This window comes from Plesiomonas sp. PI-19 (genome assembly GCF_021368255.1).
Taxonomy (GTDB): Bacteria; Pseudomonadota; Gammaproteobacteria; order Enterobacterales; family CAMTGL01; genus Plesiomonas; species Plesiomonas shigelloides.
Genome location: NZ_JAJNMQ010000001.1, coordinates 2,109,695 through 2,134,364 on the forward strand (window position 1 = coordinate 2,109,695; position 24,670 = coordinate 2,134,364).

23 protein-coding genes and 1 tRNA gene are annotated in these 24,670 nt (G+C 51.5%); 7 read left to right on the plus strand and 17 right to left on the minus strand.

Translation table 11 applies throughout. The features are described from left to right. Positions 1 to 8: 8 nt before the first annotated feature. From LQ901_RS09440 to LQ901_RS09505, 14 genes are all read right to left on the minus strand, one after another. A complete protein-coding gene (locus LQ901_RS09440; RefSeq protein ID WP_064977391.1) occupies positions 9 to 2,099 on the minus strand; it encodes a tetratricopeptide repeat protein in 2,091 nt (696 codons plus the stop codon). Between the two features lie 189 nt (positions 2,100 to 2,288). Then, positions 2,289 to 3,545 carry a flagellar hook-associated protein FlgL gene (gene flgL / locus LQ901_RS09445; protein WP_084977181.1) on the minus strand — a complete coding sequence of 419 codons (1,257 nt, stop codon included), beginning with the start codon at positions 3,543 to 3,545 and terminating at the stop codon, positions 2,289 to 2,291. A gap of 88 nt (positions 3,546 to 3,633) precedes the next feature. Then, positions 3,634 to 5,553, minus strand: a complete 1,920-nt coding sequence (flgK, locus tag LQ901_RS09450) for a flagellar hook-associated protein FlgK (RefSeq protein ID WP_152128945.1) — start codon at positions 5,551 to 5,553, stop codon at positions 3,634 to 3,636. Positions 5,554 to 5,657: 104 nt separating this feature from the next. Beyond that, positions 5,658 to 6,350, minus strand: a complete 693-nt coding sequence (gene flgH, locus LQ901_RS09455; protein WP_010862219.1) for a flagellar basal body L-ring protein FlgH — start codon at positions 6,348 to 6,350, stop codon at positions 5,658 to 5,660. A 39-nt stretch (positions 6,351 to 6,389) separates the two neighbouring features. Further along, positions 6,390 to 7,358 carry a flagellar assembly peptidoglycan hydrolase FlgJ gene (gene flgJ / locus LQ901_RS09460; protein ID WP_233672182.1) on the minus strand — a complete coding sequence of 323 codons (969 nt, stop codon included), beginning with the start codon at positions 7,356 to 7,358 and terminating at the stop codon, positions 6,390 to 6,392. Further along, entirely contained in the window at positions 7,358 to 8,449 is a 1,092-nt protein-coding gene (locus tag LQ901_RS09465; protein WP_039045252.1) for a flagellar basal body P-ring protein FlgI, read from the minus strand. Before LQ901_RS09465 ends, flgJ begins: the two co-directional genes overlap by 1 nt. A 20-nt stretch (positions 8,450 to 8,469) precedes the next feature. Further along, the gene (gene flgG, locus LQ901_RS09470) at positions 8,470 to 9,258 is read right to left on the minus strand and encodes a flagellar basal-body rod protein FlgG (RefSeq protein ID WP_010862222.1); all 789 of its coding nucleotides are present in this window, start codon (positions 9,256 to 9,258) and stop codon (positions 8,470 to 8,472) included. Between the two features lie 53 nt (positions 9,259 to 9,311). Further along, entirely contained in the window at positions 9,312 to 10,058 is a 747-nt protein-coding gene (gene flgF / locus LQ901_RS09475) for a flagellar basal-body rod protein FlgF (RefSeq protein WP_047709179.1), read from the minus strand. Between the two features lie 299 nt (positions 10,059 to 10,357). Further along, the gene (gene flgE / locus LQ901_RS09480) at positions 10,358 to 11,653 is read right to left on the minus strand and encodes a flagellar hook protein FlgE (protein ID WP_039045250.1); all 1,296 of its coding nucleotides are present in this window, start codon (positions 11,651 to 11,653) and stop codon (positions 10,358 to 10,360) included. Beyond that, on the minus strand, positions 11,653 to 12,570 hold the full coding sequence (locus tag LQ901_RS09485; RefSeq protein ID WP_064977386.1) for a flagellar hook assembly protein FlgD: 918 nt from the start codon (positions 12,568 to 12,570) through the stop codon (positions 11,653 to 11,655). Before LQ901_RS09485 ends, flgE begins: the two co-directional genes overlap by 1 nt. A 10-nt stretch (positions 12,571 to 12,580) precedes the next feature. After that, complete coding sequence (gene flgC / locus LQ901_RS09490; protein WP_010862226.1) at positions 12,581 to 12,994, minus strand: flagellar basal body rod protein FlgC; 414 nt, start codon at positions 12,992 to 12,994, stop codon at positions 12,581 to 12,583. Positions 12,995 to 12,996: 2 nt separating this feature from the next. Next, a complete protein-coding gene (flgB, locus tag LQ901_RS09495) occupies positions 12,997 to 13,407 on the minus strand; it encodes a flagellar basal body rod protein FlgB (RefSeq protein ID WP_064977385.1) in 411 nt (136 codons plus the stop codon). Positions 13,408 to 13,949: 542 nt separating this feature from the next. Next, the gene (locus LQ901_RS09500) at positions 13,950 to 14,786 is read right to left on the minus strand and encodes a protein-glutamate O-methyltransferase CheR (protein ID WP_064977384.1); all 837 of its coding nucleotides are present in this window, start codon (positions 14,784 to 14,786) and stop codon (positions 13,950 to 13,952) included. Between the two features lie 3 nt (positions 14,787 to 14,789). After that, on the minus strand, positions 14,790 to 15,731 hold the full coding sequence (locus LQ901_RS09505; protein WP_010862229.1) for a chemotaxis protein CheV: 942 nt from the start codon (positions 15,729 to 15,731) through the stop codon (positions 14,790 to 14,792). Between the two features lie 92 nt (positions 15,732 to 15,823). Between LQ901_RS09505 and flgA the strand changes: the two genes are divergently transcribed. The 3 genes from flgA to flgN all read left to right on the plus strand — a co-directional run bounded on the left by flgA (position 15,824) and on the right by flgN (position 17,474). Beyond that, on the plus strand, positions 15,824 to 16,555 hold the full coding sequence (flgA, locus tag LQ901_RS09510) for a flagellar basal body P-ring formation chaperone FlgA (RefSeq protein WP_133240562.1): 732 nt from the start codon (positions 15,824 to 15,826) through the stop codon (positions 16,553 to 16,555). 126 nt (positions 16,556 to 16,681) lie between these two features. Continuing rightward, positions 16,682 to 16,999, plus strand: a complete 318-nt coding sequence (gene flgM / locus LQ901_RS09515; RefSeq protein WP_010862231.1) for a flagellar biosynthesis anti-sigma factor FlgM — start codon at positions 16,682 to 16,684, stop codon at positions 16,997 to 16,999. 55 nt (positions 17,000 to 17,054) lie between these two features. Next, a complete protein-coding gene (flgN, locus tag LQ901_RS09520; RefSeq protein ID WP_010862232.1) occupies positions 17,055 to 17,474 on the plus strand; it encodes a flagellar export chaperone FlgN in 420 nt (139 codons plus the stop codon). A 160-nt stretch (positions 17,475 to 17,634) separates the two neighbouring features. Here flgN and LQ901_RS09525 read toward each other — a convergent pair whose 3' ends face one another. Then, a complete protein-coding gene (locus LQ901_RS09525) occupies positions 17,635 to 18,090 on the minus strand; it encodes an LPP20 family lipoprotein (protein ID WP_010862233.1) in 456 nt (151 codons plus the stop codon). Between the two features lie 102 nt (positions 18,091 to 18,192). Further along, positions 18,193 to 18,825, minus strand: coding sequence for a FlgO family outer membrane protein (locus LQ901_RS09530; RefSeq protein ID WP_039045479.1), 633 nt, complete (start codon positions 18,823 to 18,825; stop codon positions 18,193 to 18,195). Positions 18,826 to 18,999: 174 nt separating this feature from the next. Here LQ901_RS09530 and LQ901_RS09535 point away from each other — a divergent pair, with 174 nt between their 5' ends. The 4 genes from LQ901_RS09535 to umuC all read left to right on the plus strand — a co-directional run bounded on the left by LQ901_RS09535 (position 19,000) and on the right by umuC (position 22,316). Continuing rightward, on the plus strand, positions 19,000 to 20,175 hold the full coding sequence (locus tag LQ901_RS09535; RefSeq protein WP_064977383.1) for a flagella assembly protein FlgT middle domain-containing protein: 1,176 nt from the start codon (positions 19,000 to 19,002) through the stop codon (positions 20,173 to 20,175). A gap of 70 nt (positions 20,176 to 20,245) precedes the next feature. Further along, positions 20,246 to 20,322 (plus strand) — tRNA-Arg (locus LQ901_RS09540). A 296-nt stretch (positions 20,323 to 20,618) separates the two neighbouring features. Next, on the plus strand, positions 20,619 to 21,041 hold the full coding sequence (gene umuD, locus LQ901_RS09545; RefSeq protein WP_233672183.1) for a translesion error-prone DNA polymerase V autoproteolytic subunit: 423 nt from the start codon (positions 20,619 to 20,621) through the stop codon (positions 21,039 to 21,041). Positions 21,042 to 21,044: 3 nt separating this feature from the next. Next, the gene (gene umuC / locus LQ901_RS09550) at positions 21,045 to 22,316 is read left to right on the plus strand and encodes a translesion error-prone DNA polymerase V subunit UmuC (RefSeq protein WP_233672184.1); all 1,272 of its coding nucleotides are present in this window, start codon (positions 21,045 to 21,047) and stop codon (positions 22,314 to 22,316) included. Between the two features lie 126 nt (positions 22,317 to 22,442). Here umuC and brxL read toward each other — a convergent pair whose 3' ends face one another. Further along, the gene (gene brxL / locus LQ901_RS09555) at positions 22,443 to 24,503 is read right to left on the minus strand and encodes a protease Lon-related BREX system protein BrxL (RefSeq protein WP_233672392.1); all 2,061 of its coding nucleotides are present in this window, start codon (positions 24,501 to 24,503) and stop codon (positions 22,443 to 22,445) included. Positions 24,504 to 24,670 lie beyond the last annotated feature (167 nt).

Below are 24,670 nucleotides of genomic sequence, written 5' to 3' on the forward strand. Positions count from 1 at the left end.
TTAATGAATTATGCTTCAGTACGAGTCAACATATCTTTAACGCACTGTTGTACAACAGTAGACTTATCTTTCGTTAATGGTGAAAACAAATAGTACTGACGTCCCCAACCACTAAAGTCTTTATGCAGCACACCTTCCTCTTGGCCAAGATAATTGGCATATAGCATAATGGCAGGAACACCAGCAGCATACGCAATATCACCTACGGATGTACCTACTGAGATGACAAAATCCAGTGATTGATACAAGGCAGCAACGCCCATAAAGTCATTTTTTTGGTCAAGATCATCAAAAACAACCAAATCTTTTCCACGCTTTTGTAACTGCTTACGCTCTTTACTCACGTCATCGTATTGTAAAGAGATGATATTCGCATCCAACTCAAACACTGGCAGCATATCCATTACATCCAGTAAGCCCAAGTTACGCCCTTGGTTTCGCATCCCACTTCGCCATGAGATACCAATATTATATTTGCGTTTAGGTAATTGCTTGATGCGTTCTTTCCAGAAGTCAGTTAACTCTGTTGGCAATACTACATAGGGCTCTGTCCGCATTAATGAACCAGACTCACGGAAGTTAATTTCCATTAAATCACCAGCAGCCACAATGAACGTATTATCTTTAATATGTAAAAGTTCATCAGGGTAAGTACGTGACGAGCCATTAAATCCACATGGAATAAACTTAATCGTTGGAAATGCTAAGCTAAACATTTCGATAAGACGAGGTTCAGTATAGGCAATTACGTTTTTCGCTTTTTGAGCAGCTATAGCGTAGTTATGCGCAAAGCGGATTTCATCCCCAACCCCTTGCTCGCAATAAATCAATAGTGTTTCGTCATCTTTTAATTCTTGGCCTTGCCAGCGGTTAACTTCACGACCAAAACTTACGCGTTGGCCGCATTGCTCACCAAACCGATAAGACGCTAAAAATGCTTCATACTGCTTGCTCATCCATAAATATGAATGCCGATTCCATTTTGGCGACAACACATTCGGATAGCGTTCAATCAGATCCTGATACACCAAATCCCCTTGCTCACCCATCCCTAACCACTGGTAAATCTTGGCGGCAGCATCTGCCAACTCAATATTTTCCGGAAATTGGTGATATAACGGCAACAACTTATCTTGGAACTGACGTACCGTTGGGTAATCAAGGTTTTTATTGCTGCTTTGTAACCATTTAAACTCAGCAATAGCCATTTGGATGCGGTATTCATCAGATGGTTTATCTACACTCAGTTTCCGATAGGCTTTAAGAGCCTGCTCGTAGGCACCGGATTTGAGGTAGTTTTTGGCCAGAGTTTCATAGATAACAAAGCTTTGCGGGCAAGCTTTTACGCCTTCTTGCAAGATCTCACGTGCAGCAGGATATTCGCCTAAGTCATTGAGAATATAGCCGTACACATAGTAGATTCCTGGCTTACGGAAGCCTTTTTTATAAGCAAGTTCAGCTTTGGTTTTGGCCTGCTCATTTTTATCTTGGCGATGATAGAGATAAGCCCACAGAAAATCGTGTTCGGCATCACCGTCTTTGAGCTCTTGCGCCATTGAGAGCAAGAACTCAGCATCAGAGAAATCCCCGTTTTCGATCAGCGCTTGTGCTTGCTCATAATACTCTTGCAGCGTGGTTTCCAGCTCCACAATCTCTTCACTTTGCTGCACTTCACGCAGCAATGCACGGTAGCGCATGGCATTGGGTTTATCGCCAATTTGCTCGTAGGCTTCTTTCTTCAGCGTCAAAAGCTCGACACTACCGGAAATATGCTGTTCCAGCTCAGTCAATAAGTTCAGACAACTTACGTACTGCTGACTGCGAAAATAGGATTGTGCCAGCGTGAAATAGAGTTCAAGATTGTTTGGGTCACACTCGGCGGCGCGCCACAAATAGCGCTGAGCAGCTTCCTGGTTGTTGTTTTCAAAGGCAATCAGACCGGCGGTATGCTGATAGGTAAAATTGTCGGGACACAGGTCCGCCATCAGGCGTACAACCTGATAACCGTCTTCCTTGTTGCCCTGATTAAACAATTCCACGCCACGTTGAAAATGCGCTTCGATCTCTTCTGCCGAAGGCAGGTTCTGTATGTCAGACATGTTTTCCTCTGATTGCCCGTCACTGATATGCCTGATATAGCAATTATTACGCCATTTTCTGCGGTTTCTCTGCGGTATTCGGCATGATAAAGGCGTAAAAAAAACCGCGCCTAAGCGCGGTTTTTCACCAAAGAAGCCATTTGTTATCTGCAGCCCATTAATTAAACAATTAGCGATAGCAGATTAAGTTTAGATATAGTTAAACAGACTCAACCCCTGCAACTTCATGAACGTGGCCTGACTGGCCTGCATTGAGCTACTGAGCATGGTCATCTGCAAAATGGCAGTCGGATAGTCCACATCCTCTTGGGTAGAGAGAGCGCTTTTTACCACCACATCATTATCGGCATGATCTTCTTTTGCAGTTTCCGCCGCTTGCATGCGCGTACCCACTTCACCACGTACCGAGTTCAGGTGTTTACTGATGGCATCCAGGTCGGCAAGACCCATACTGATGTTGCCGGTGTTAGTACCGTCTTGCACGTTTTTGATTGCGTCTTGCATCGCTTCGAATGCATCGATGGTTTTACCCGGCTTGATGCTGACTTTATCTGCGCCATCATCTGACACTTTAGGCTCGCCGCTGAATTTGATCCGCGCGAGATCCTGCTTGCCATCATTGATCACCAGTTGACCATTTTTCATATCTACTGGTTGTGGTTCAGGAGGTAACAGTGTGCCTGGGTGTGCAGGATCTTCTTCCTGCTTAGGAACGTACTCGCCCTTGCTATTTTTAGCCAGAAAACCAGTTGAGCCGTCAGCCATTTTGACAAACTCGACATCATACTGCTCATCAGAACCTTGTAGGTTCTCGGTGCTGTTGATGAAGAAATCCGAGCCTTCGCTAAGATTGTAATCTGGACGATAATCACCAAATGGATTCGGCACTTGCTGGAACAGCTTTGCCCCAGAATCATTCACCGGAACTTGAATTGAGGATGCCACCTGCATGAAACGCTGCTCATCGTTGCCACGGTACTGAATTTTACCGCTGGCATCTTTGAAAAATGGCGGTTGATCGGTTTTGGTACCACCAAAGATATAGTTACCGGCTTCATCACGGGTATTGGCCAGATCAAACAGAGCATCTAAGTTAGATTGCATGTCTTGCGCCAGTGCATTACGGCCATCTTGGTCCAGTGACGGATTTAATGCCCCTTGCACACGCTCTTTGCTGTTTTGAATTAGATCGTCAGCGTTTTTCAGGTAGGTCTCTTCCTGCCCTAAGCGATTGAGCGCCAAGTCCGCCATGTTGGTGTACTGCTGATTCAGGGTGCTTTGCTGTTTGAGGTTATGGATGGAGACCATGGCCACCGCATCATCACCGGCGGTCTGAACCCGTTTGCCAGAATCAATCTGGCTCCATACTTTGCTCAGCTCAACCTGCTTTTGCCCCATGTTAGTGGTAAACAGGCGGTAGTCCTGAAAAGAAGATACACGCATCATAATGCTGGTCCTGTAATGTAATCGGTAAAACGTCTGGCAAAGACCGGTCTAGGCCGGTCTTCTTGGGCACAGCTCACGGAAGCCTTAATCAGCCCAGCGCGCCCATCAGGGTTTTAAAAATATCGTCGGCTAATGTAATGATCCGCGCACTGGCTGAGTAAGACTGCTGATAGCGAATCAAATTACCGGCCTCTTCGTTCAGATCCACACCGGAGACACTGCTAGCGCGAGTTGCCGCGCTCTGATACTCCAGTTTGGTGTGGCTGTAATCACGCATAGCCGATGACTGCGCCGCACCGATATCCGTATTGAGTTTTTCGTACACATCGAACAGGGTCTGGGTGCCGTTACCCATGATTTTGCTGTTCTGCAGATCTTGCATTGCCAGCAAGTTAGTGTTGCTACCAGAGGCAGGATCCATATCGATGCTGAAAGAATCGCCGACTTGCGGTTTACCGCCGAGGGTAATTTCCATCCCGCCTACGTTCACTTTAGCGCCCGCGCTATACTCGCCTTTTTGCAGCTCTTTTGGTGGCTCGCCACCATCGGTGATGCGGTATGACAACTTGCCGCCATCATCGAAGTATTCGATATTCAGCTTACGGCCATCAATCGGATAATTCGGATCGGCTTTATCTTTCACCGAGACATTCACGCTACCGCTGCCCTTGTTAGCTTCACCTTTGTTGGTAATGCCTTGCGCGGCGATTTGCGATGGATCGGTCATGTTCATACCGATATCCGCCGCACCTTGGCGGGTTGGACGAATTTCAATTTTATCGCCTTTGGCGATAGTGCCGCCGTTGATCTCCAGCGTGAAGCCGTATTTATCAGAGCTTAAACCGTTCATCGGCGTGCCTTTCGGCGTCAGCTTTTCCAGCTCGTTACCGCTCTTGTCACGCAGAATGTAATCTTTACCGTCAAACTCGACTTGGAACGGACCGGCGCTGAGTTTGCTAACATCATCAATGTTGACGCCCAGATCCAAGCCCGGATTGTTGCTGATAGCTCGGCTCTGCTTGGCCTGATCGCTATTGATATCGGTGAACATGTTTTGACCGATATCGCCATTGAGATCCAAGCCTTGTTGCTGCTGCTTGTTAATCGCATCCGCAATGCCTATCGCCATCAGGCCGATTTGATCCATCGCCTTCGGAATATGCACATCGCGCATTTCAAACATCGCACCCAGCTTACCGCCGAGTGACTGACCGTTGAGCGGCTTGCTGCTGTTACCCCAGCTAATCGCCATTTGGCTTTGACGAGGATCAGGTGAGCCATCCACCATCTTGATTTTGGCGCTGTCGCCACCGGACACGAGGGTGTGACCGCCACCAATCAGGACGTTCATCGAGCCATCGTCTTTCGGCACTGTCGAGACTTGGGTGTACTCAGCCAGCTCATCCAGCAGCGCCTGACGACGGTCTTCCATCTCGTTGGAGCTACCGCCTTGTTCGACGATGGTTTTGTTCAGATCGGCCAACTCTTTGGCGATATCGTTAACCCGCTGCGCGCTGCCGGTCAGCTGATCATTCAGTTCATTAACTTTGTTATCGAGGGTGCTGTGCAGGTTATTGAACTGGGCGGAGAGGTTTTTTCCCTGTTCAAGAACTTGCTGGCGCAGTGCAACATCATTCGGCGCATCGCCCAGTTTATTCACCGCATCAAACCAGCTGTTGAGGGTGTTAGGAATTTTAATCCCCACTTTCGACAGCAAGTTATCCAGCTCGGTCAACCCGGTGGTGCGCTGAGTGGCGTTGGAGAATTTGGTGGTCGCCATGTTCAGTTCGTTGTTGGCGTAAGTGCTGTACACGCGACGCACTTCGGTGATGTTCACACCGGTACCGAACTGCAGGTTGCCCTGATACTGGGTTCCGTTGGTGGTCTGAACCGCAACCTGACGGCTGTAACCGATGGTATTGACGTTATTGATGTTGTTACCGGTTACCCGAAGCTGAGCTTGGTTAGCCAATACACCGCTCATGCCCAGTTGCAGTAGATCATTCATTACCTTCTCCTCAATCTGATGTGCCCTGAACCGGCGTTTAGCCAGTTCAGACGACGGCAGCTACCTGATATGTATCTGCCGTACTCAGAAAAACTTTACCCGAATCAGAACGGGAACCACTCGCTATTAAAGAAGCGTGACAGCCAACCCTGCTTCTGGGTATCCGAGAACGCACCGGTACCAGAGTATTGGATACGCGCATTGGAGACTTTCACCGAGGCAATCACGTTATCTGGGCTAATGTCTTCTGGGCGGATCGTGCCGGTCAGGCGAATGAACTCTTCACCGTTATTTAAGGTGATCCACTTCTCGCCGCGCACACGCAGGTTACCGTTCGACAGCACCTGAATCACTTCCACCGAAATCGAGCCGCTTAAACTGTTGCTCTGATCGGCGGCCGCCCCACCGTTAAAGTCATTGCTGTTAGTGATGCCAAAGGAAACCGGCACCCCGTTGATGGTGACAGGACGACCGGCAATGGTTGGGCTTGGCAGGCTGGCGTTGCTCTCTTTGCTCAAGTCGGTCTTGGCGTTTTTCTTGGCTTTGGTGTTTTCCATCAGCTGCACGGTGATGATGTCACCCACCCGATGCGCCTTGATATCCGAATACATCCCGCCGCCTTGCGGTTTAATAAACAGTGAGCCAGTCAGTTCAACCGGCGGCTTTGGCGCTGGCGGCGGCTCGACCGGTGCCCAGTTAGGATCATCGGCAATCGGTTTATTGGGGCTAGCACAACCAACTAGCGTGATCCCGCACAGCAGTACCAGCAGGGATGAGATTCGGCGAAATTGCATCATGTTCACGGGTTCCGACAAAATAGATGACGTCTAGGCGCGTTATTCCAGCAGTGACTGGACACGGCGCAGAATACTGATGACCTTATTGGCATAGCGCGGGTCGGTGGCATAACCGGCTTTTTGCAGATGCGAGATGTAGTTTTCTGGATTGGCGGCCTGTTTGAGCGCCTGCGCGTAACGGCCGTTTTCTTGCAAGAAACGCACGTAATCCTCAAAGCTATCGGCAAAGCTGTCATAGGCCCGAAACGGAGAAGTCACGTTCACCGCCGTACCGTCGAAATACTCCAACGTACGCACGGTGACCTTATCGCCATCCCAGCTCTTACCGGCTTTGATGTTAAACAGGTTATTACTGCTGCCGGCGGCGTTTTGAATAATGCTTTTGCCCCAACCGGTTTCCAAGGCAGCCTGCGCAATCAAAATGGCCGGCGTCGTCCCCAGCTTTTTAGCTGCTTTCAAGGCATGCGGGAACAAGGTCGCCACAAACTCTTGCGCGCTGGAAAATCCGTCTTCTGGCGCATCGGGCAAATTGTCATCGGTTCCCACCGAGCGGGTTTTACGATGACTCGCGATGCCGGCCACCGGATCGGGTTGATGCAGGCCAGAGGATTTATTTTTACGCAGGCGCAGCTCAGAGAGCAGATCGCCGCCGGCCTGAGCGACCGGTGCGGCGCTGTTGCCCTCACCCTTGGCATCTTTACCGCCCAATTGCGTGACCAGCAGATCTGCCAGCCCCAATGAGCCTTTGCGCGATAGCTCCGCCGCCAGCTCTTCGTCATACATCTGCTGATAAAAGTCCGCCGACGGCGAGTTAAACGGCGAGTCTTCGGATTTGAAGGCCGAGTTAGCGTCACGCATGCTTTTCAGCATCTGGCGCATAAAAGTGGCCTCGAACTGATTGGCTGCTGCGCGCAGCGCATCCTTATCATTTTTCAGCGCCGCCTCACGCATACGGCTGAGGCTGTTTAAGTCATGATAAGTACTGGCATCAACAAATCCGCTATCCATCAGATCACCACCAACTCACCTTGAATCGCCCCGGCCTGTTTCAAGGCTTCGAGGATCGCCATCACATCAGACGGGCCCGCGCCGATATCGTTCACCGCCCGCACCAGATCGTCGAGGGTCACGCCCGGATCAAACTTCACCATCTTGGATTTGTTTTGATCGACTTGGACGTTAGATTGCGGTGTCACCACCGTTTGCCCTTGCGACAATGGATTTGGCTGACTGACGTTGAGATTTTCGTTGATGGTCACGGTCAAGCCGCCATGGGTAATGGCCGCAGGACGCAAACGCACATTCTGACCGACTACAATGGTGCCGGTACGGGAGTTGACCACAATCTTGGCCGCCTCTTCCGCCGGATCAAAGTCGATATTTTCCACCGTCGACAGGAAATTCACCCGCTCGGTAGCATCGCGCGGCGCGCGCACTCGAATCGAGGTGCCATCAACCGCTTGGGCAATTTGGCCACCTAAGGTGTCATTGATCGCCTCGGCCATACGGCGGGCGCTGGTAAAATCTGCACTGTGCAGGTTGTAGGTGATGAAATCGCCGCGATCAAACGGGGTTGGCACTTCCTGCTCCACCGTCGCACCGTTTGGAATTCGGCCTACGGTCGGGGTGTTGGCTTGCACCTTGGAGCCGTCATTGCCTTCGGCACTAAAACCGCCGACCACTAAACTGCCCTGCGCCACCGCATACACCTGACCATCCAAGCCTTTCAGCATGGTTTGTAGCAGCATACCGCCACGCAGGCTTTTGGCTTCACCCAGCGACGACACCGTGACATCCACGGTCTGCCCTTGCTTGGTAAACGGCGGCAACTCGGCGGTTACCGCTACCGCAGCCACGTTGTTGATCTTCGGCTTGACGTTGGCCGGGATCTGGATGCCAAAGTTTTGCAGCATCGCCTTGAAGCTCTGCTCGGTAAACGGGCTCTTTTCACCGGTGCCGGTCAAACCCACCACCAGACCGTAACCCACTAACTGGTTACTACGCACCCCTTCCACCACGGCCACATCTTTGATGCGCGCCGCGTGCACCGGCTGCCAACACAGGCAGCCGATCACTATCCCTAACCAACCCAATCGCATGACGTTAGTTCTTACCTGCATTACAAGCGCTGTGACACATAGCCCAGCATTTCATCTACCGAGGAGATCACTTTGGAGTTCATCTCGAACACCCGCTGCGCTTCGATCAAGTTGATCAGCTCTTCGGTTACGTTCACGTTGGAGGATTCCAGCGCGCCCTGCTTGATTTTGCCCAGACCATCTAAACCTGGCGTACCTTCTTGCGCTTCACCGCTGGCACCGGTTTGCAGATACAGGTTTTCCCCGATCGGCTCCAGACCTTGCGGGTTTACAAAGCTGACCAAGGTGATCTGGCCGACTTGCTGCTCTTCGGCTTGCCCTTGCAGACGCGCAGAAACCTGACCATCGGCGCTGACGGTAACGGAAGTCGCATCCGCCGGTACCGAAATGTTTGGCTCCACCGGATAACCAGCCCCCGCGGTAACCAGATTGCCTTCGTCATCGCGCTGGAACTGCCCGTTACGGGTGTAAGCGGTCGAGCCATCTGGCATGCGGATCTGGAAGAAGCCATCACCGTCGATCATCATGTCGAAGGTGTTGCTGGTCACTTGCACGCCGCCTTGCTGGAAGTTTTTCTGCGTGGCCACCACTTTGGTACCACTACCCAGCATCAAACCGGATGGCATGGTGTCATCTTGCGCTGACGTTGCACCCGGTTGGTTGATTTTCTGGTACAGCAAATCCTCGAATACCACCCGGCCTTTTTTAAAGCCCACGGTGCTGGCGTTGGAAATGTTGTTCGAGATATTGCGAATGTTAGTTTGCTGGGCATCCAGACCGGTCTTACTGACCCACAGAGCGGGATCCATGGCATTCTCCTTCTTTATCAGTGCAGGCGCTCAGGCCTGCGCTGAAAATGGGCTCAACTCATTTTTAATAGCTGACTTTGAGCCGAATCATTCTCTTCGGCCGCTTTCATGGCCTTGACCTGCATATCGAACTGACGCTGCAAATCAATCATCTGAACCATCTCACCCACAGCACTGACGTTACTGGCTTCCAGCTTACCGCTCACCAGTGATACCGTCGGGTCGGCGGCCTGTGGCAGGCCATCTTGGGTGCGAAATAGACCATCAGCGCCCTTCACCAGTGAGGCAATCGACGGATTCACCAGCTTGATGCGGCCACCTTGTTCGATGGCGTCTGGCGGCGCGCCTTTTGGCAAATACGAGATAGTGCCGTCAGAGCCGACTTGCACCTTGGCCAGTGGCTGCGGCAGCGTGATGGGATTGCCGTCTTCGCCCAAAATCGGCTGATTGGCAGCGTTGCGTAACTGGCCATTTTCATCCAGTTGCAGGTGACCGGCACGCGTATAGGCTTCACCGCCATTAGCGGCTTGCACCGCTAACCAGCCGTCACCGGCAATAGCGACGTCCAGATCACGGTTAGTGCTCATGAAGCCGCCGTGGGTAAAGTCACTGCCCGGACGCTCAGTCATGCTGAACACCCGTGACGGCAGCCCTTCGCCATACGCCTGCATGGCGCGAGCCTGTTCAAAATCTTTGCGGAACCCCTGCGTGTTGGCATTCGCCAAATTATTGGCGTGCACCCGCACACCTTGCAGGTTCTGCTTGGCACCGCTCATGGCGATGTACAGCATCTTGTCCATGTCTGATTACTGGCCCTTGCTGAAAATCGGTAAAACAGTTGCGTTCTCCACACTATGCATCGCGGCATAGGCGCATACCGACATCGGTATGGCCGCATCTGTATAAGGCATACGTCTTACAAACTTAACTGCTGAAAAATGCTTACAAGAAACATGCCATATACCTCGCTCACGTCAGTACGAGTGAGATAATGCGGCCGAGTACACTTTGCTGCTATTAAAACGCTGAGTTATGCCCATACCGTGGATCTTGGTGGGCTAACTCAGCGCGAAAGCAAATGTGTTACGGCAAAATGGAATTAGCGGATCTGCAAGATGGTCTGCTGCAAGCCTTGGTCAATTTCCAGCGCACGGGAGTTCGCTTGGAAGTTACGCTGTGCCGAGATCAGATCCACCAGCTCGATGGTCATGTTGGTGTTGGACTCTTCCAGCGCACCGCTCATGATCTTACCGTTGGAGCCTTTACCTGGCTCACCAATCAGCATCGCACCAGAATCAGGTGTCGCGCGCCACTGGGTGCCACCAATCTGAGTCAGACCTTGTTCGTTCGGTACGGTCACCAGCATCACTTTACCCAGATACTCGCTCTTACCGTTGCTGTAGTTCGCCACCAGCAAACCGTCAGGACTAATATCCACCTTGGTCAGACGACCCACAACCACGCCGTTTTCGTTGATCTTTTTCACGTTAAAATCAGAGGCGTACTGTGTCGGCTTATCGAAATTAATTTCTAAGGTCTGCGCGGTATCGGCACCGTTCAAGTTGATGCCGGCTGCCGCCATGCTGACCGTTTTCGGATTGGTTGGTTTTTGCGTTTTCAGTGAGCCATCACTGTTGAACTCCAGCTTCACGCCTTTTTGGCCAGTACCGCCACTCGCTTCACCGCCATCGATATCCAACGCTTTTTCGTTACCGTCTTTATCGGTCACCGTGGTATAGGCTTCCCACGTGTTATCGGCTGTTTTAGCAAAGTAGGTGGTCATCGAGTAGCTGTTACCCAATGAGTCATAGATGCTGGTTGAAGTGGATTTGCTGTAAGTATCCGGATCGTCAAAATTAAATGGTGTTTTAGTAACAGCTGCTTGGTTAGCTGGCAGGTTTACCCCAACATCCAGTTTGGTTGACGCTGATGGCTGACCGGCCTCGGTGGGTACCTGTACCGGGCTAGAGGCTTGCAAACTCACGGAAGACGCCTGACCTTTGGCATCCACCGGCAGCACACGCAGATACTGACCGGCTGAGTTCACAATGTAGTTATCTTTGTTCAGCTTAAACTCACCGGCGCGCGTCAGGCTGACATCTTTGTAATCCATGCCGTTACTGACGGCAAAAAAGCCCTTACCGTTGACCCGCAAATCCAGTGGGTTATTGGTATAACGGGTCGAGCCTTCATGGAACTGCTGAGAAATCATCGCCGTCTGCACACCGCCGCCGACGGTGGTTTTCGGGTTTGAGAAAATGGAGGAAGAATACACATCCGAAAACTCAGCACGGGATTCTTTAAAGCCGACAGTATTGGCGTTGGCAATGTTGTTACTGGTGGTGCTCAGATCCTTTTGCGCAGCAAACAGGCCACTCAGGGAAATACTCGACATTATAAAAATCTCCGTAAACGTTGTTCGTCAGTTTCTTCTTTATCGTTGTCGTTCATCAGTCCAGTTTGCATTACCGGCGTATACGGCTTCTTGTCATCAGAGCCGCTCGACCCACCATCTGAACCATTCACTTTGCCCACTTCCAGAATGTTGCCAAGTGGAACACCGCCTTCGACACCCTTGACGTTGATCAGCGCACCGGCATCGGACTGCAATACCACACTGCTCACGCGGTGATACGTCGCCAACTGGTCGGTAATATCCTTGTTCTCGCCTTCAATCTCGGCAGTCGCTTTCAGCTTGTATTTGCCTTCTGGAACCGGATTACCGTCTTTATCGGTACCATCCCAGTTAAAGCGGATCACGCCATCTTTCTCGCCGCCCATATCAATGGTTTTGATCAGCTGGCCATTTTCATCTTCAACGCGAATCGAGAGGTTGTTGAGCTTCTCACCATTTTTGGAGAAGATCGCCCCGCTGACCTGACCGTTTTCCAGCCATACATCCGAGGTTGGCAACAACACGTCTTGGCCCACCAGCGATGACGCCTGCAGCGCCTGACCAGAGCCCATCAGCTGGTTCATCACCGCAAACTGATCGCCCATCTTGTTGATGCCGTCAACGGTGGCGAATGACGCCATCTGCGACACCATCTGATCGTTACTGACCGGATTGAACGGATCTTGATACGCCAGCTGCTGCGTCAACAGACGCATAAAATCTTGCTGATTTAACGAAGCCGTCGCGCCACCGGTTGGGGTCTCATTCGGGCGGGTATTGTCCGCATCGCTGGTCTTATTGGTGCCGTCAGCCGCTGATTTTTGCGTACCGTCGGTTGCCGCTTTGCCACCGGCGGCATTACTTTGCCGGCTCACCTGCTCTAGGTAGTTATTACTACGTAAGGTAGGGTCAATCATCTGTTACTCCTTACTTACCCAGATTCAGGGTTTGCATGGCCATTTGCTTAGCCGCATCGGCCACTTGCACGTTGGTCTGGTAAGAGCGCGACGCAGAAATCATGTCCGCCATCTCTTCCATCACATTCACGTTTGGCTTGAAGATATAACCGTCTTTGTTCGCCAACGGATGATCAGGGCTGTACTCCATATCCAGCGGCTTTTGGCTTTCAATGATGCCCGCGACCGATACCGGCACACTGCTCGAATCGCTCATCGCATCGTCCAACACCGCATTGAATACCGGATGACGCGCTTTGTAGGTTTGATCCGCAGAACTGCTCACGCTGTCGGCGTTGGCCAAGTTACTGGCGGTGGTGTTCAGTCGTACTGACTGCGCGCTCATGGCCGTACCAGCCACGTTAAATACATTAAACAGACTCATACTTAGTCTCCGCGAATGGCTTTTTTCAGACCGGAAAACTTGCTGCCCAGAAACTGCAGGGAAGCCTGATATTCAATGGTGTTTTCCATAAACAGGTTACGTTCCACCTGCAAATCTACGGTGTTACCGTCGCCACTGTCGGGCTGATTGGGAATGCGGTATCCCTTCACGCCAGAAAAATCGGCCGACGCCGCAATGTGGCGAGAATCGGTCATCGCCAAACTGCCACCGGTTAACTGGTCACTGCCCTGCGCAATGGCTTGATCCAGCGCCTGAGAAAAGTCCATATCCCGCGCTTTGTAGCCTGGGGTATCGGCATTGGCGATATTACTGGCCAGCATTTCGGTACGCTGGTTACGCAGGCCCGGGGTGTACTGGTGGATCCCCAGCGCCTTATCGAAACTGATTGCCATCATCATTCTCCGAATACATCTGTCTGGCGGTAAAGCAAACTTAATGCCAAGACACCGCCGGTTGTCATTTCCCTGCAGACCATTTGCCCACGCGCCGCACGCTAGGCATAGCTCTGCCTGCCTACACCGCGCTTAGCTCAACACCACGTATCAATCTTTAGCGGCAATCTCCCCACCACCCAACGGCAAAAACGGCAAAGCCCTGCCGCCGGCAAATACCCGTGAATTCATCATGCAGAAAAGAGAACGGCACCAAAGCGCCCAAAGCCGATTAACAAAGGGACCAGAGATAAGAAATAAGAAATAAGAGATAAGAGATAAGAGATAAGAGATAAGAGATAAGAGATAAGAGAAGGATAAAAACAACGCCGCGCGGCAAGTAGCGATAATCACCCGCGACCGAAACAAAAAACCCCGACAGAGGTCGGGGGACGGCCGGGAAAACCGGAAAGCTGATCAACGCAGCCTGCGGAACCGCGCTGATCGTGGTGTCCGGCCCTACACAATAAACCGATGCGGCATAGGCACAGCGGCCTACGCGCTTACTTCAAGCGATAAATAATGCCCGGATTGCAACGCACCATCTCAAAGCGCTCACTCAAGCCGCTCATTGATTCCGACGCGCCCAGCAGCAGGTAACCACCCGGATTCAGGCACGTAGCCAGCTGGTTAATCACCTTAGACTTCATCTCGGCGGAGAAGTAAATCAGCACGTTACGACAGAAAATGATGTCGAACTTGCCCATCAGCGCATAGCTCTCTTTCAAGTTCAGCGGCTTGAATGACACCATGCTGCGCACTTTGCTGTTGAGGCGCATCCGGCCATCCGGCAACGCTTCAAAGAACATGCGCTTACGCTCCGGTGACAGGCCGCGACCCAGCGCCAGATTGTCGTAAGCCGCCTCGCGGCATAAATCCAACATCTGCGGAGAGATATCGGTACCGACGATCTGCACCGGCTGTGGACCGGCCAGCATGCCCGGGCGACGCGCTTGCATCTCCAGCACTGTCATCGCAATCGAGTACGGCTCTTGGCCAGAAGAACAAGCTGCCGACCAAATCTTCAGTGGCCGCTTGCTCTGTGCCAGCTCAGGCAACAAACGCTCGGCCAGAATGTCGAACGGGTAGTTATCGCGAAACCACAGGGTTTCGTTGGTGGTCATCGCATCAACAACCGACATCCGCAGATCACGGTTCATGCCGGTCAGGGTATGCTTGAGCAGTTCAGACAGATGAGCATAACCATAGCGCGACAGCAGCGGAGTCAGGCGGCTGCGCACCAAATATTGTTTATTATCCCCCAGTACAATCCCGCACTGAGACTCCAGAAAACGGCTGAACTCTTTATATTCCTGATCACTGATGCTTACTGAATTCATTGATTACTCTGTTGCTAATTGCTGAAGTGCCTGCTTAACCGCACCGGCCAGCTCGTCGGGATTAAATTTGGCGATAAAGTTATTCGCGCCCACTTTGCTTACCATCGCTTGGTTAAACACACCGCTAAGCGAAGTGTGCAAAATCACATGCAGACCTTTAAGCTGTTCATTACTGCGGATCTCGGCGGTCAGGGTATAGCCGTCCATCTCCGGCATTTCGATATCGGAAATCACCAGCGCATAGTAATCCGTTACGCGGCCTTCCGATGCCACCTGACGCAGGCGATTCAGCGCTTCGCGGCCATCTTTGGCCATCTCGCATTCCAGCCCCACGGAGGTCAGCGCGCGTTCAATCTGCTTACGTGCCACACTGGAGTCATCGGCAACCAGAATTTTCTTACCGGCATTCACCACTTCTTGCGCCTGCGCCACCGTCTCATCCAGCACGTCTTGGCTGATGTGAGTGCGCACCGGTGAAATCTCATCCAGGATGCGCTCCACATCCAAAATCTCAACCAGCTCTTTATCCACCTCGGTCACCGCAGTCAGGTAGTTAATTTTACCCGCGCCTTTTGGTGGTGGCAGAATGGACTCCCAGTTCATGTTGATAATGCGCTCAACAGACTGTACCAAAAAGCCCTGCACCGAGCGGTTATACTCAGAGATGATGATAAAGCACTTAGACGGATCATCGACCGGCTTACCACCAATCGCCAAGCTCATGTCGATCACCGAAATGGTCTGACCCCGGATATGCGCGATGCCTTTTACGATCGGATTAAGATTCGGTAGCATGGTCAGGCGCGGGCACTGCAGCACTTCGCGTACTTTAAACACGTTAATGCCGTAACGCTGTGACCCGTTGAGTTTAAATGTCAGCAGCTCCAGTCGGTTCTGTCCGACTAATTGTGTGCGCTGATTGACCGAATCCAGAATTCCCGCCATAACGTGCTACTCCCAGGGGTATTTAAAGTGTTTCTTATAACTCGTATACCCCTTAGGATATCAGAGGTATTTTGCATAACAGGAGACGTTTTGTGTTTTTCTCAACGCCAGTGTCCAAGGCGACTCGCCCTATTGGTTTGTTTATCGGCATATTCTGCCTTTTCTTAAACGAAAATGGCATGGCCGCCAATGCTGAACCCGCCTATCAGGAGCCGTCGAGCATTACGCAAGCCGCAGAATCCTTTGTGATCAGCCAGTTACCGTCAGAAAACACGCTCCAGCATCAAGTTCGGGTTACGCCGCTCGATCCGCGTCTCAAATTTGAACGCTGTGCTACCGATTTAGAAACTACCTTACCGGGGCGGCAAACTATTACCTCACGGGCCACCGTATTGGTGCGTTGCCCGACCCAAAACTGGCAAGTGTATGTACCGGTCAAAATTTTGTCGGTCAGCCCAGTCGTGGTGAGCGCCCGCGCGATGCGTAGCGATACGGTGTTGCAGGCCGATGATCTGAACGTGGTGTATAAAGATGTGCGCCAAGCGCAAGCACGGATTTTTGACAATGTTGACGAGCTGGTTGGCGCCAAAACCATCAAACCTCTCAATGCCAATGCCCCTATCAGCACCGCGCAAATTTGTCAGGTGTGCAAAGGCGATCGCGTGGTACTCAAAGCCGGTAAGCCGGGCTTGAGTGTGGTGGCCTCCGGCACCGCGCTCGGCAATGGCACCGTCGGCGACACTATTCAGATCCGCAATAGCCGTTCGCAGCGCGTGATTAATGCGGTCGTCAGCCGTGTTGGTGAAGCGGTTGTCACTTATTAACTGCCGGTAAGCACAGCAAAAAAGGCGAAAATAATTATTCAAGTAATCATTTGCTACGCCGATACGCTATAACAAGAGCGACAGACAGTGAATGACTAAAATTCAATTCGCCGCAGGACTATAAACATGAGCAGCATCGATAAATTAAATTACGCCCTGAAGATGAATTCTGCGCCGGTGGGTAAAAAATCCACCAACGCCAATGCAGCCGTCAATGCCGACGCGACTGCCGCGCCACAGCAGCCGGCCGTTGCCCGTGACGGTGTTACCTTAACCTCACAGGCACAAGAATTGAGCCAGATCCCGAAACAAGTCAGCAGTGACATGAGCTTTGACAGCGCTAAAGTGGCGCGTCTGAAAGCCGCCGTTGAAAGTGGTGAATATCAGGTTAACCCGGAAAAGCTGGCCGCGAATTTGCTTAAGTTAGAGTCAGGCTCTCACTAACGTCAGACCGGCCATCAGAAGACCGGCGCGGCGCTGACCCCGAAACGGAATCATCATGACGCTGAGCATCAACGACTTACTTGAACAGCAGCAGCAAACACTGCTGGCGCTGGATCCTCTGATTGAGCAGGAGCTGCAAGCTCTGATTGCCCACGATGCCGAACAAATTCAGGCATTGAGCGAGCAAAAAAATCAGTTGCTGCAAACCCTGCAACAAGGCGATCAGGCGATTGCGGCGCATCCCGAGCGCAGCCAGTTATTGGCCGATGATCCGCGTTTGGTCGCGATTCGCCAAAGTCTGAGCTCTTGTCAGACCCGCAATGCATTGCTGGGCGAAGTGATGAAAGAAGCGCGGATTAGCCTCAGCCGTTTGGAAAGTCAGCTGATGGCAATTCGCGGTAAAGAGATGATGACCTACGATGCCGAAGGGCGTACCCGTAATACCTCTACGTTGGGGAATAATGTTCGGGTGTAACCCCTCACTAACTTGCGCTTTCCAGCAATAGAGATTGCCACTTAACCGCGCAGACTGCTGCTCAGAGCCGGTTGATGTGAATACTAGAGATACAAAAAAAGACAGATGTCGTCCTGCGCATCTGTCTTTTTTATTGTCTTAATTTGAGTTGAGTTTACGTTTAGTAAGTCGCTCCGCGCGCTGGCACCAAAATCACTGGCTGCGGTGCTGGCGCTGCGGGTTTAGCCGGTGCCGGCAGTGGCGGTAATTGTTTGACCTGACTCATGTCTAAACGCAGCTCAGTCACATAGTTATCGCCAACCGGATAGCTACGTACCACTTCCGCCCCGCGGATCACGCCCGCCGCCTGTGAGCGGATCCCCGCATCACGCAGTGCACCATCGGCGGCGACTTGCGAATCGGTATTGATGCGCAGACCATACACCTGCTCCGCCATATCGCGATACGCATCTAAACGCGAGGCACGCATGGCCTGAATTTGCCGCTCCTGCAAAGTTTTGCCGCTTTGAGTGGCAATGGGGGCATAACCGACCGCGGTCAGTGTCTGCCGGCTACCCGACGAGGCGCAACCCAATAACAGCCCACACAGTCCGATTACGCCTAACCACTTACGCATTGTTTGTCCTCTGCGCCAGCGCAGTCACCGCCGCTGACGTCACTAATAAATCAAATAGGTTCATGATGACGCAGGTTAACCGTTAGCTCGGTTTCCCTACCCTCACGGCGCCACAATACTTGGCGACGTAAAGCGGTTATCACCACGCACGATCATCCCATTACGCATCTGCACCAGATTCGGGTTGCCGATACTGCGCCCCAGTCGATCTGCCGGCAAGAAGCCTTGCGCCGTGGCGATCACCACGCGATCGCTAAAGCGGATAATGCGCGCGTTGATCTGAATACCGGAGCCTTGGCGCAACATGGTACCGGTCAGCACACTGTTCACCTGATAGGCTTTTTGCAGATCGCGCCAGTTACGGCTCAGGGCAAAATCCCCTTGCGGCGTGACTCGGATCTGGCCGGTGGTTTTATAGTCCAGCACTGTCATGCCACGCTGTTGCAGCTGATAGATAAAGGAGTCGGCCATCAGATTGCCCAGCCAGTTGGTTTGATCCATCTGCTGTAAATCGACGAATGAGGCCACTGCAATCGGCCCACTGGCCGCCAGCGTTTTATTGGAGTCCACCAACTGACGCGCCATCGCGTCGACAAAAAAGTCCAGACTGTGGCGTGGCAACACCTGAACCTGATTCTTGTCCATAACATACGGCTGATCTGCCGAGGGTTGATTACCGGCACAGCCGGTCAATAACAGCCCGGAGAGTGCCGCCAGCGGCAGTAATGTCTTCATGTGCTTCACGTTCTGCGTCCCAGTCACATTCTCTGTTATCTTATCGCCCGTTACGGTAAAAACTTGAACCGGATGAAACGGAACATTAATTGCATTACTCATAACATCGCCAACCGGTACAGTTATCACCGGCAGCAGCCACTGCCGCGGGCAATCACGATTCAGGTTCACGTAATGACATTGACACTCCGGCCGCGTGCCACCTGTCTGGCCACCGTGCTTATGCTGGCCAGCAGCTTATATACAAGCAACCTTTATGCCGCTTGGTATCAGACCACCGTCAGTATTCCGACGCAGGCGGGTAGCGAGAGCCAATTGCGCTCGCTCGCGCTCAGTGATGCCAGCGGTCAGCTGCTCGGTTATGCCGGGGTGTCGATGAACTATCAGCAACCGCTGGTCGCATCGCTACTCTCCGGCGATAAAGACGGCCAGACCATTCGTTACGCCGCCGGCAGCCCCGTACATGCAGCAACGGTGGTCAGTAGCGCTACCCAGAATGGCCGCTTTACCCTAACGTTACGTGCCGATATCATCCCTGATCGCAGCCTGTGCCGCCGACAAGGTTATCGCAAGCCGCTGGCGGTCTACCGCTTTGCGCTCAATGACTTGACGCAAGCCTCACTGGGCGCGATTTTCAATATCGATTCGGATTACCCACGGGTGTTAGAGCGTCAACTGCGCCAAGACCTGCAAGGTCTGCAAGTACGCAGCTATCAGAACGAGCACTTACCTGCGGATGCTTCAGCCAACTGGCTGGCCGCCGCCGGTGAGCAGCAGCAAGCGCAATATCTGCTGACCGGACAACTGATTGATTTAAGCCCTGCCCCTGTCACCGGTCTGAACTCGTTTTTCCGCGTCAGCCCGATGAAGCGCCACTTTGCAGTTAATATCAGCGTCTTTGATAGCTACAGCGGTGAGCAAGTTTTCGAGCGCCTGTATCGCACGGAAGCCGAATGGCCGTTTGAGCGCACCGAGCGTGTAGATACCAGCAGCGCCAACTTCTGGCAATCCGCCTACGGTTACGCGATTCGTCTGCAAACCGATCAGATAGCCCAAGATCTGGATACCGCCTTAGGCTGCTCGGCTACCCAAGCGCGTATCACTGAAATCAACGGCAACCGTCTGAAAATCAACATCGGGAGCCGCAACGGGGTACGTAAAGGCGATCGGGTTAAGCTGTTGCATACCACCGAGTTTGTCGATCAAAGTGGGAATGTCGCCGAGATGTTCACGCCGAGCGGTATGTCGCTGACGGTGTCGCAAGTCTACGCCACCTACGCGATCATCAATATCGGCAGCCTAAATACCGCTTCGACGATTCAGGTCGGCGATCTAGTGACTAAATCCTGAGCAGTCAGCCGGGATTACCGCGACAGAACTTAAAAACGCCGGATTTATCAGTATAATGACAGGCCGGCGTGCTCCCGTAGCTCAGATGGATAGAGCGTCCCCCTCCTAAGGGGAAGGCCACTGGTTCGAATCCAGTCGGGAGCACCATTAAAATCAATAAGTTACAACAATACCTCATCGTGCTAAAAGCCTATTTTTAGCTTGGGGCCCAACACAGGGCCCAACAGCTGACACGCTATAGACCTCATATCAACATTTTGCTCAAAGTTTGATACCACTCTCTCTTCACACACATGTGCCATTAGAGAATTGTGCTCATTGAGCAAAAATCGCCCCAGCTCAAACATTGATAAATTGCTCACTCAGAAAGTTCAGATTCCATCTGTACCAGAAATACTCCACACAGCTATACTGTATATATTTACAGCTATTGATGTACCGCTATGTTTGCTATTCCTCAATCAACGCCCGATGAGCTCGCGCTTCCGCTGTTCTTATCGCCAGCCGCATGTGGTTTTCCTAGCCCCGCGCAAGACTATGTCGAACAGACTATCGATCTTAACCAACTCTGCATTGAACACCCTGCGGCAACGTTCTATGTGCGAGCCAGTGGCGATAGCATGCTGCAAGCGGGGATCCACTCCGGTGATTTGCTGGTGGTTGACCGCGCCGTTACCGCGACACAAGGTGCCATCGTTCTGGCCTGCCTTGATGGTGAGTTCACTGTTAAATATCTACAGGCCCACCCTCACCCCGCGTTAGTTCCTGCCAATCCTGACTTTCCGGTTATCTATCTCAACCAAGGGCAAGAGTTAGAGGTGTTTGGTGTCGTGACCTACGTTTTGCATAAAACCAAGCTGGGGTAAGCAATGAGCCGTACCATCGCCCTCGTGGATGTGAACAACTTTTATGCCTCGTGCGAGCGCTTGTTCCGACCGGATTTAAAAGGTCGCCCTATTGTGGTGCTGTCCAACAATGATGGTTGTGTGGTGGCGCGTAGCCCTGAAGCTAAAGCGTTGGGCGTGCGTATGGCGGAGCCATTTTTCAAGATACGAAAAGCCTACGAAGCACAAGGCGGGGTCTGGTTTAGCTCCAATTATGCCTTGTATGCCGATATGTCGCAGCGGGTGATGAGTACACTGGAAAGCATGGTGCCGTCTATCGAGATCTACAGCATTGACGAGGCCTTCATTGAACTCAGTGAAACGTGGGCTGGCGATCTCAGTGAATACGCCAAGCAGATGAAAAACCGTGTCTCTCAGTGGACTGGGCTACAAGTCGGTGTCGGCATTGGCCCCACCAAAACTTTAGCCAAGCTCGCTAACTATGCCGCCAAGCGTTGGCCTGCAACCGGTGGTGTTGTTGACCTGCGCGATCCGGTGCGCCGTCAAAAACTGCTCGCCATCACTCCGGTGGAAGAGATCTGGGGCATTGGTCGGCAATTGCGTACCAGCCTTAACGCGAAAGACATTCACACTGCAGCAGATTTGCTGCGCGTAGACCGTCAATCATTACGCCAAGCCTATAGCGTAACCCTTGAGCGAACGCTGTTAGAGCTGCAAGGCTGCCCGTGTACTGAGCTAGATGTAACTCCAGCAGCCAAACAACACATTGTGTGCTCACGCTCCTTTGGCGAACACATTACCGAGCGAGCCATCATGCATCAGGCGCTCGCGGCTTATATGGAGCGGGCCGCAGAAAAGCTGCGTCAAGAAGGTATGTGCTGTCGCCATGTCACCCTTTTTATCCGCACCAGCCCGTTTAGTGGTAAAGAGCCTTACTATGGCAATAAAGTCAGCACCCAGCTGTCTGCCGCCACGACAGATACGCGTCAGCTGCTAGCGCTTATCCCGCCCCTGCTTGAACGTATGTGGCGAGAGGGCTATCGCTATGTAAAAGGCGGCGTCATGCTGGCGGATTTCACCCCCCTCAACTGCCAGCAAGGCGATCTGTTTACCAGTCCACAATGCCACCAGCGCAGCGAAGCATTAATGCAGGTCATCGACCGCATTAACCACAGCCATCGAGGAAAGATTCATTTTGCTTCGAGAGGCACCGATACCTCGGAATGGATGATGAAGCGCGAACATCTGAGCCCGCGCTATACCACGTCGTTGGCGGATATTTTGGTGGTGAGGTAAAGACAATATTCGCGCATTAACCATACAACAGTAATTGTGAGCCCAAAAAGCCACCGCCATCTAACACTCTTTCGAGTATACGGGAAAATAACCTGCGAACTCTGTTACTGTAGATGTAGTGGTATATTAGTTCACCCCAAGCGCTTTATATACAGCATCAACAGGATCAGCATAGAAGCTGATTTGAAATTTTGAAAAAATCTCTGCCGGTACTGTTGGTATATCTGATGCTGATGCCATCGGTAACAATACGCGTTTACCACCACTGTCCATCGCCAATTGCAAACTACCGGCTAAATCTTCAACTGGGTTGACTACGCCGCCTAGGGTCATATCACCCAACACTACCATCTGCTCCTGAACTGGTTTTCCCATCAAGATTGAGCAAAACGCAATTAAAGCGGCCAAGCTAGTTTTAGTACTCGGCCCTGAATTGTGTAGTTCAACCACATGTAGATGATATTCATGTTCAGAGAACTTAGCCGTCGCACTGATCCGATTAAGATTACCTTTGAAATAATCAAAACCAACCCGAATAGCCTCTTTCGCTGGCGTATTAGAGCCAAGCCCTGATGTTGAATGCTTGCCATTACCTGGCGTCATTTGGGTTTCGAAGCGGTACAACCCTAACTGACCAGTACCACCTTTAGTCACCATATGAACAACGCCTGGTTTACCTAACCCTTCAGGGATTAACTGACTCCCACCTTGCTCAGGAACATTAACAAAGAACTCTTCCAACGTTTGGTTATCGAGATAACTAAAGTGCACATCAAAAAACTCCATACCACCAAGTTTCTTGAGCTGCTCTTTGATACGCCGACGCAGTTCCAACGCATAAGTTAGACAACGGCGAACATCTTCTTTATCAAACACACCATGGGGATGAAGTAATTTCAGTAATCCAGATACCGTACGGCGTACAGCTATCACATCTCGCTGGTTTAAGTTATTACCCAGTTTGAAGTAGCGATCTATGGCATCGGAGAAACTGCGCTTACGCATCTCACGCATATACTCGGCCAAATAATCCGTGATCAAGCCATAGCTGTTGGTAAAAAACTCAGGCCGCATCTTAGGAATATCCCAGCCTGGGATATAAGCATGGAAGCGGTCAAAGAAAGCAGTATCAATCATCGCTTCAGGAAACGGTGCCAACAAATGGCTCGTTTTTACCAAAGTTTCAACGCTCTGGTTAATATTACCGACAAAGACCATAGAAGCTTTCGCCTCTATTGAATCACGGCCTCGGGAAAAAGACCCTGACGCCATGTAATCCTTCATGATCTGCACGCCGTCTTTGTCTTTAAAGGTAATACCTGCAACCTCATCAAAGGCTACAACATCCCACATGCCGACCAAACCTACTTGGCGAGAGCTCATGTTGTAAAACAGATTCGCTACTGTTGTTTGTCCACCCGAGACCAACAAAGAGTTCGGAGAACACTCCTTGTAAACATGACTCTTACCCGTGCCTCGCGGCCCTAATTCACAGACGTTATAGTTGTTTTCAACAAACGGGATCATCCGTGTCAACAAATGCCACTTAACTCGCTGCTTCAGGTTGGTCGGCTCCATACCGATGGAGCGAATAATCACATCCAGCCACTGATCTGTATTGAAATTCGCACGGGCAGCAAATAGCTCATCCATATCCATTGAGGGCATCTGGATAGGTTTTAAGGTAAAAACTGAGAAAGGCGAGATCTTCTGTCCTTCCTCATAGAAGTAATTAAGCGTAATAATGCACCAGATCCCACCCGTGAGCAGTTTCTCGTTTTGCTTAACGATATTGGCAGGGATCACCGCATCTTTGATGCCAAGATTAGATAATTGTGCCTCGTAAACATCTTTTTTCTGATTGAGCTTTACCCCAACCTTGTCAATGACCTTAAAGCTACCTCGCTCACGTATCAGTGACTTAACTTTCTCAGCTTCATCTGGGCGCACATAGTTTTCAGCCAAGATTTTCTTAACGTTTTCGAGCCCTTCACGTACAACCTCGTCATCATCCGAAGCGCAATACATGCCAAGCAAATACTCCAGCACATAAACAGGCACATTCGCGCCTTCCTTGAGCTGTTTAGTCAGGTCTTTACGTACTACCTTGCCTTTGAAATAGCGGTTGAGGCGCGCATCCAGATCTAAGCTGGCACACTGGGCCAACTCATCTTGTCCTGCCGTCATCGAATGGTCTGAAATCTGGGGGGACTCGGTACTGTTTTCTTCATCATTTTGACTAAAACCTGGGTACACATCCATCTGCTGTATCAGCACGTTATTGGTGATATGAGTCACGGGTGCTAGCGGCTCATCTGGCCTATCTTTTCCCACATATTCACCTTCAGTAGCAC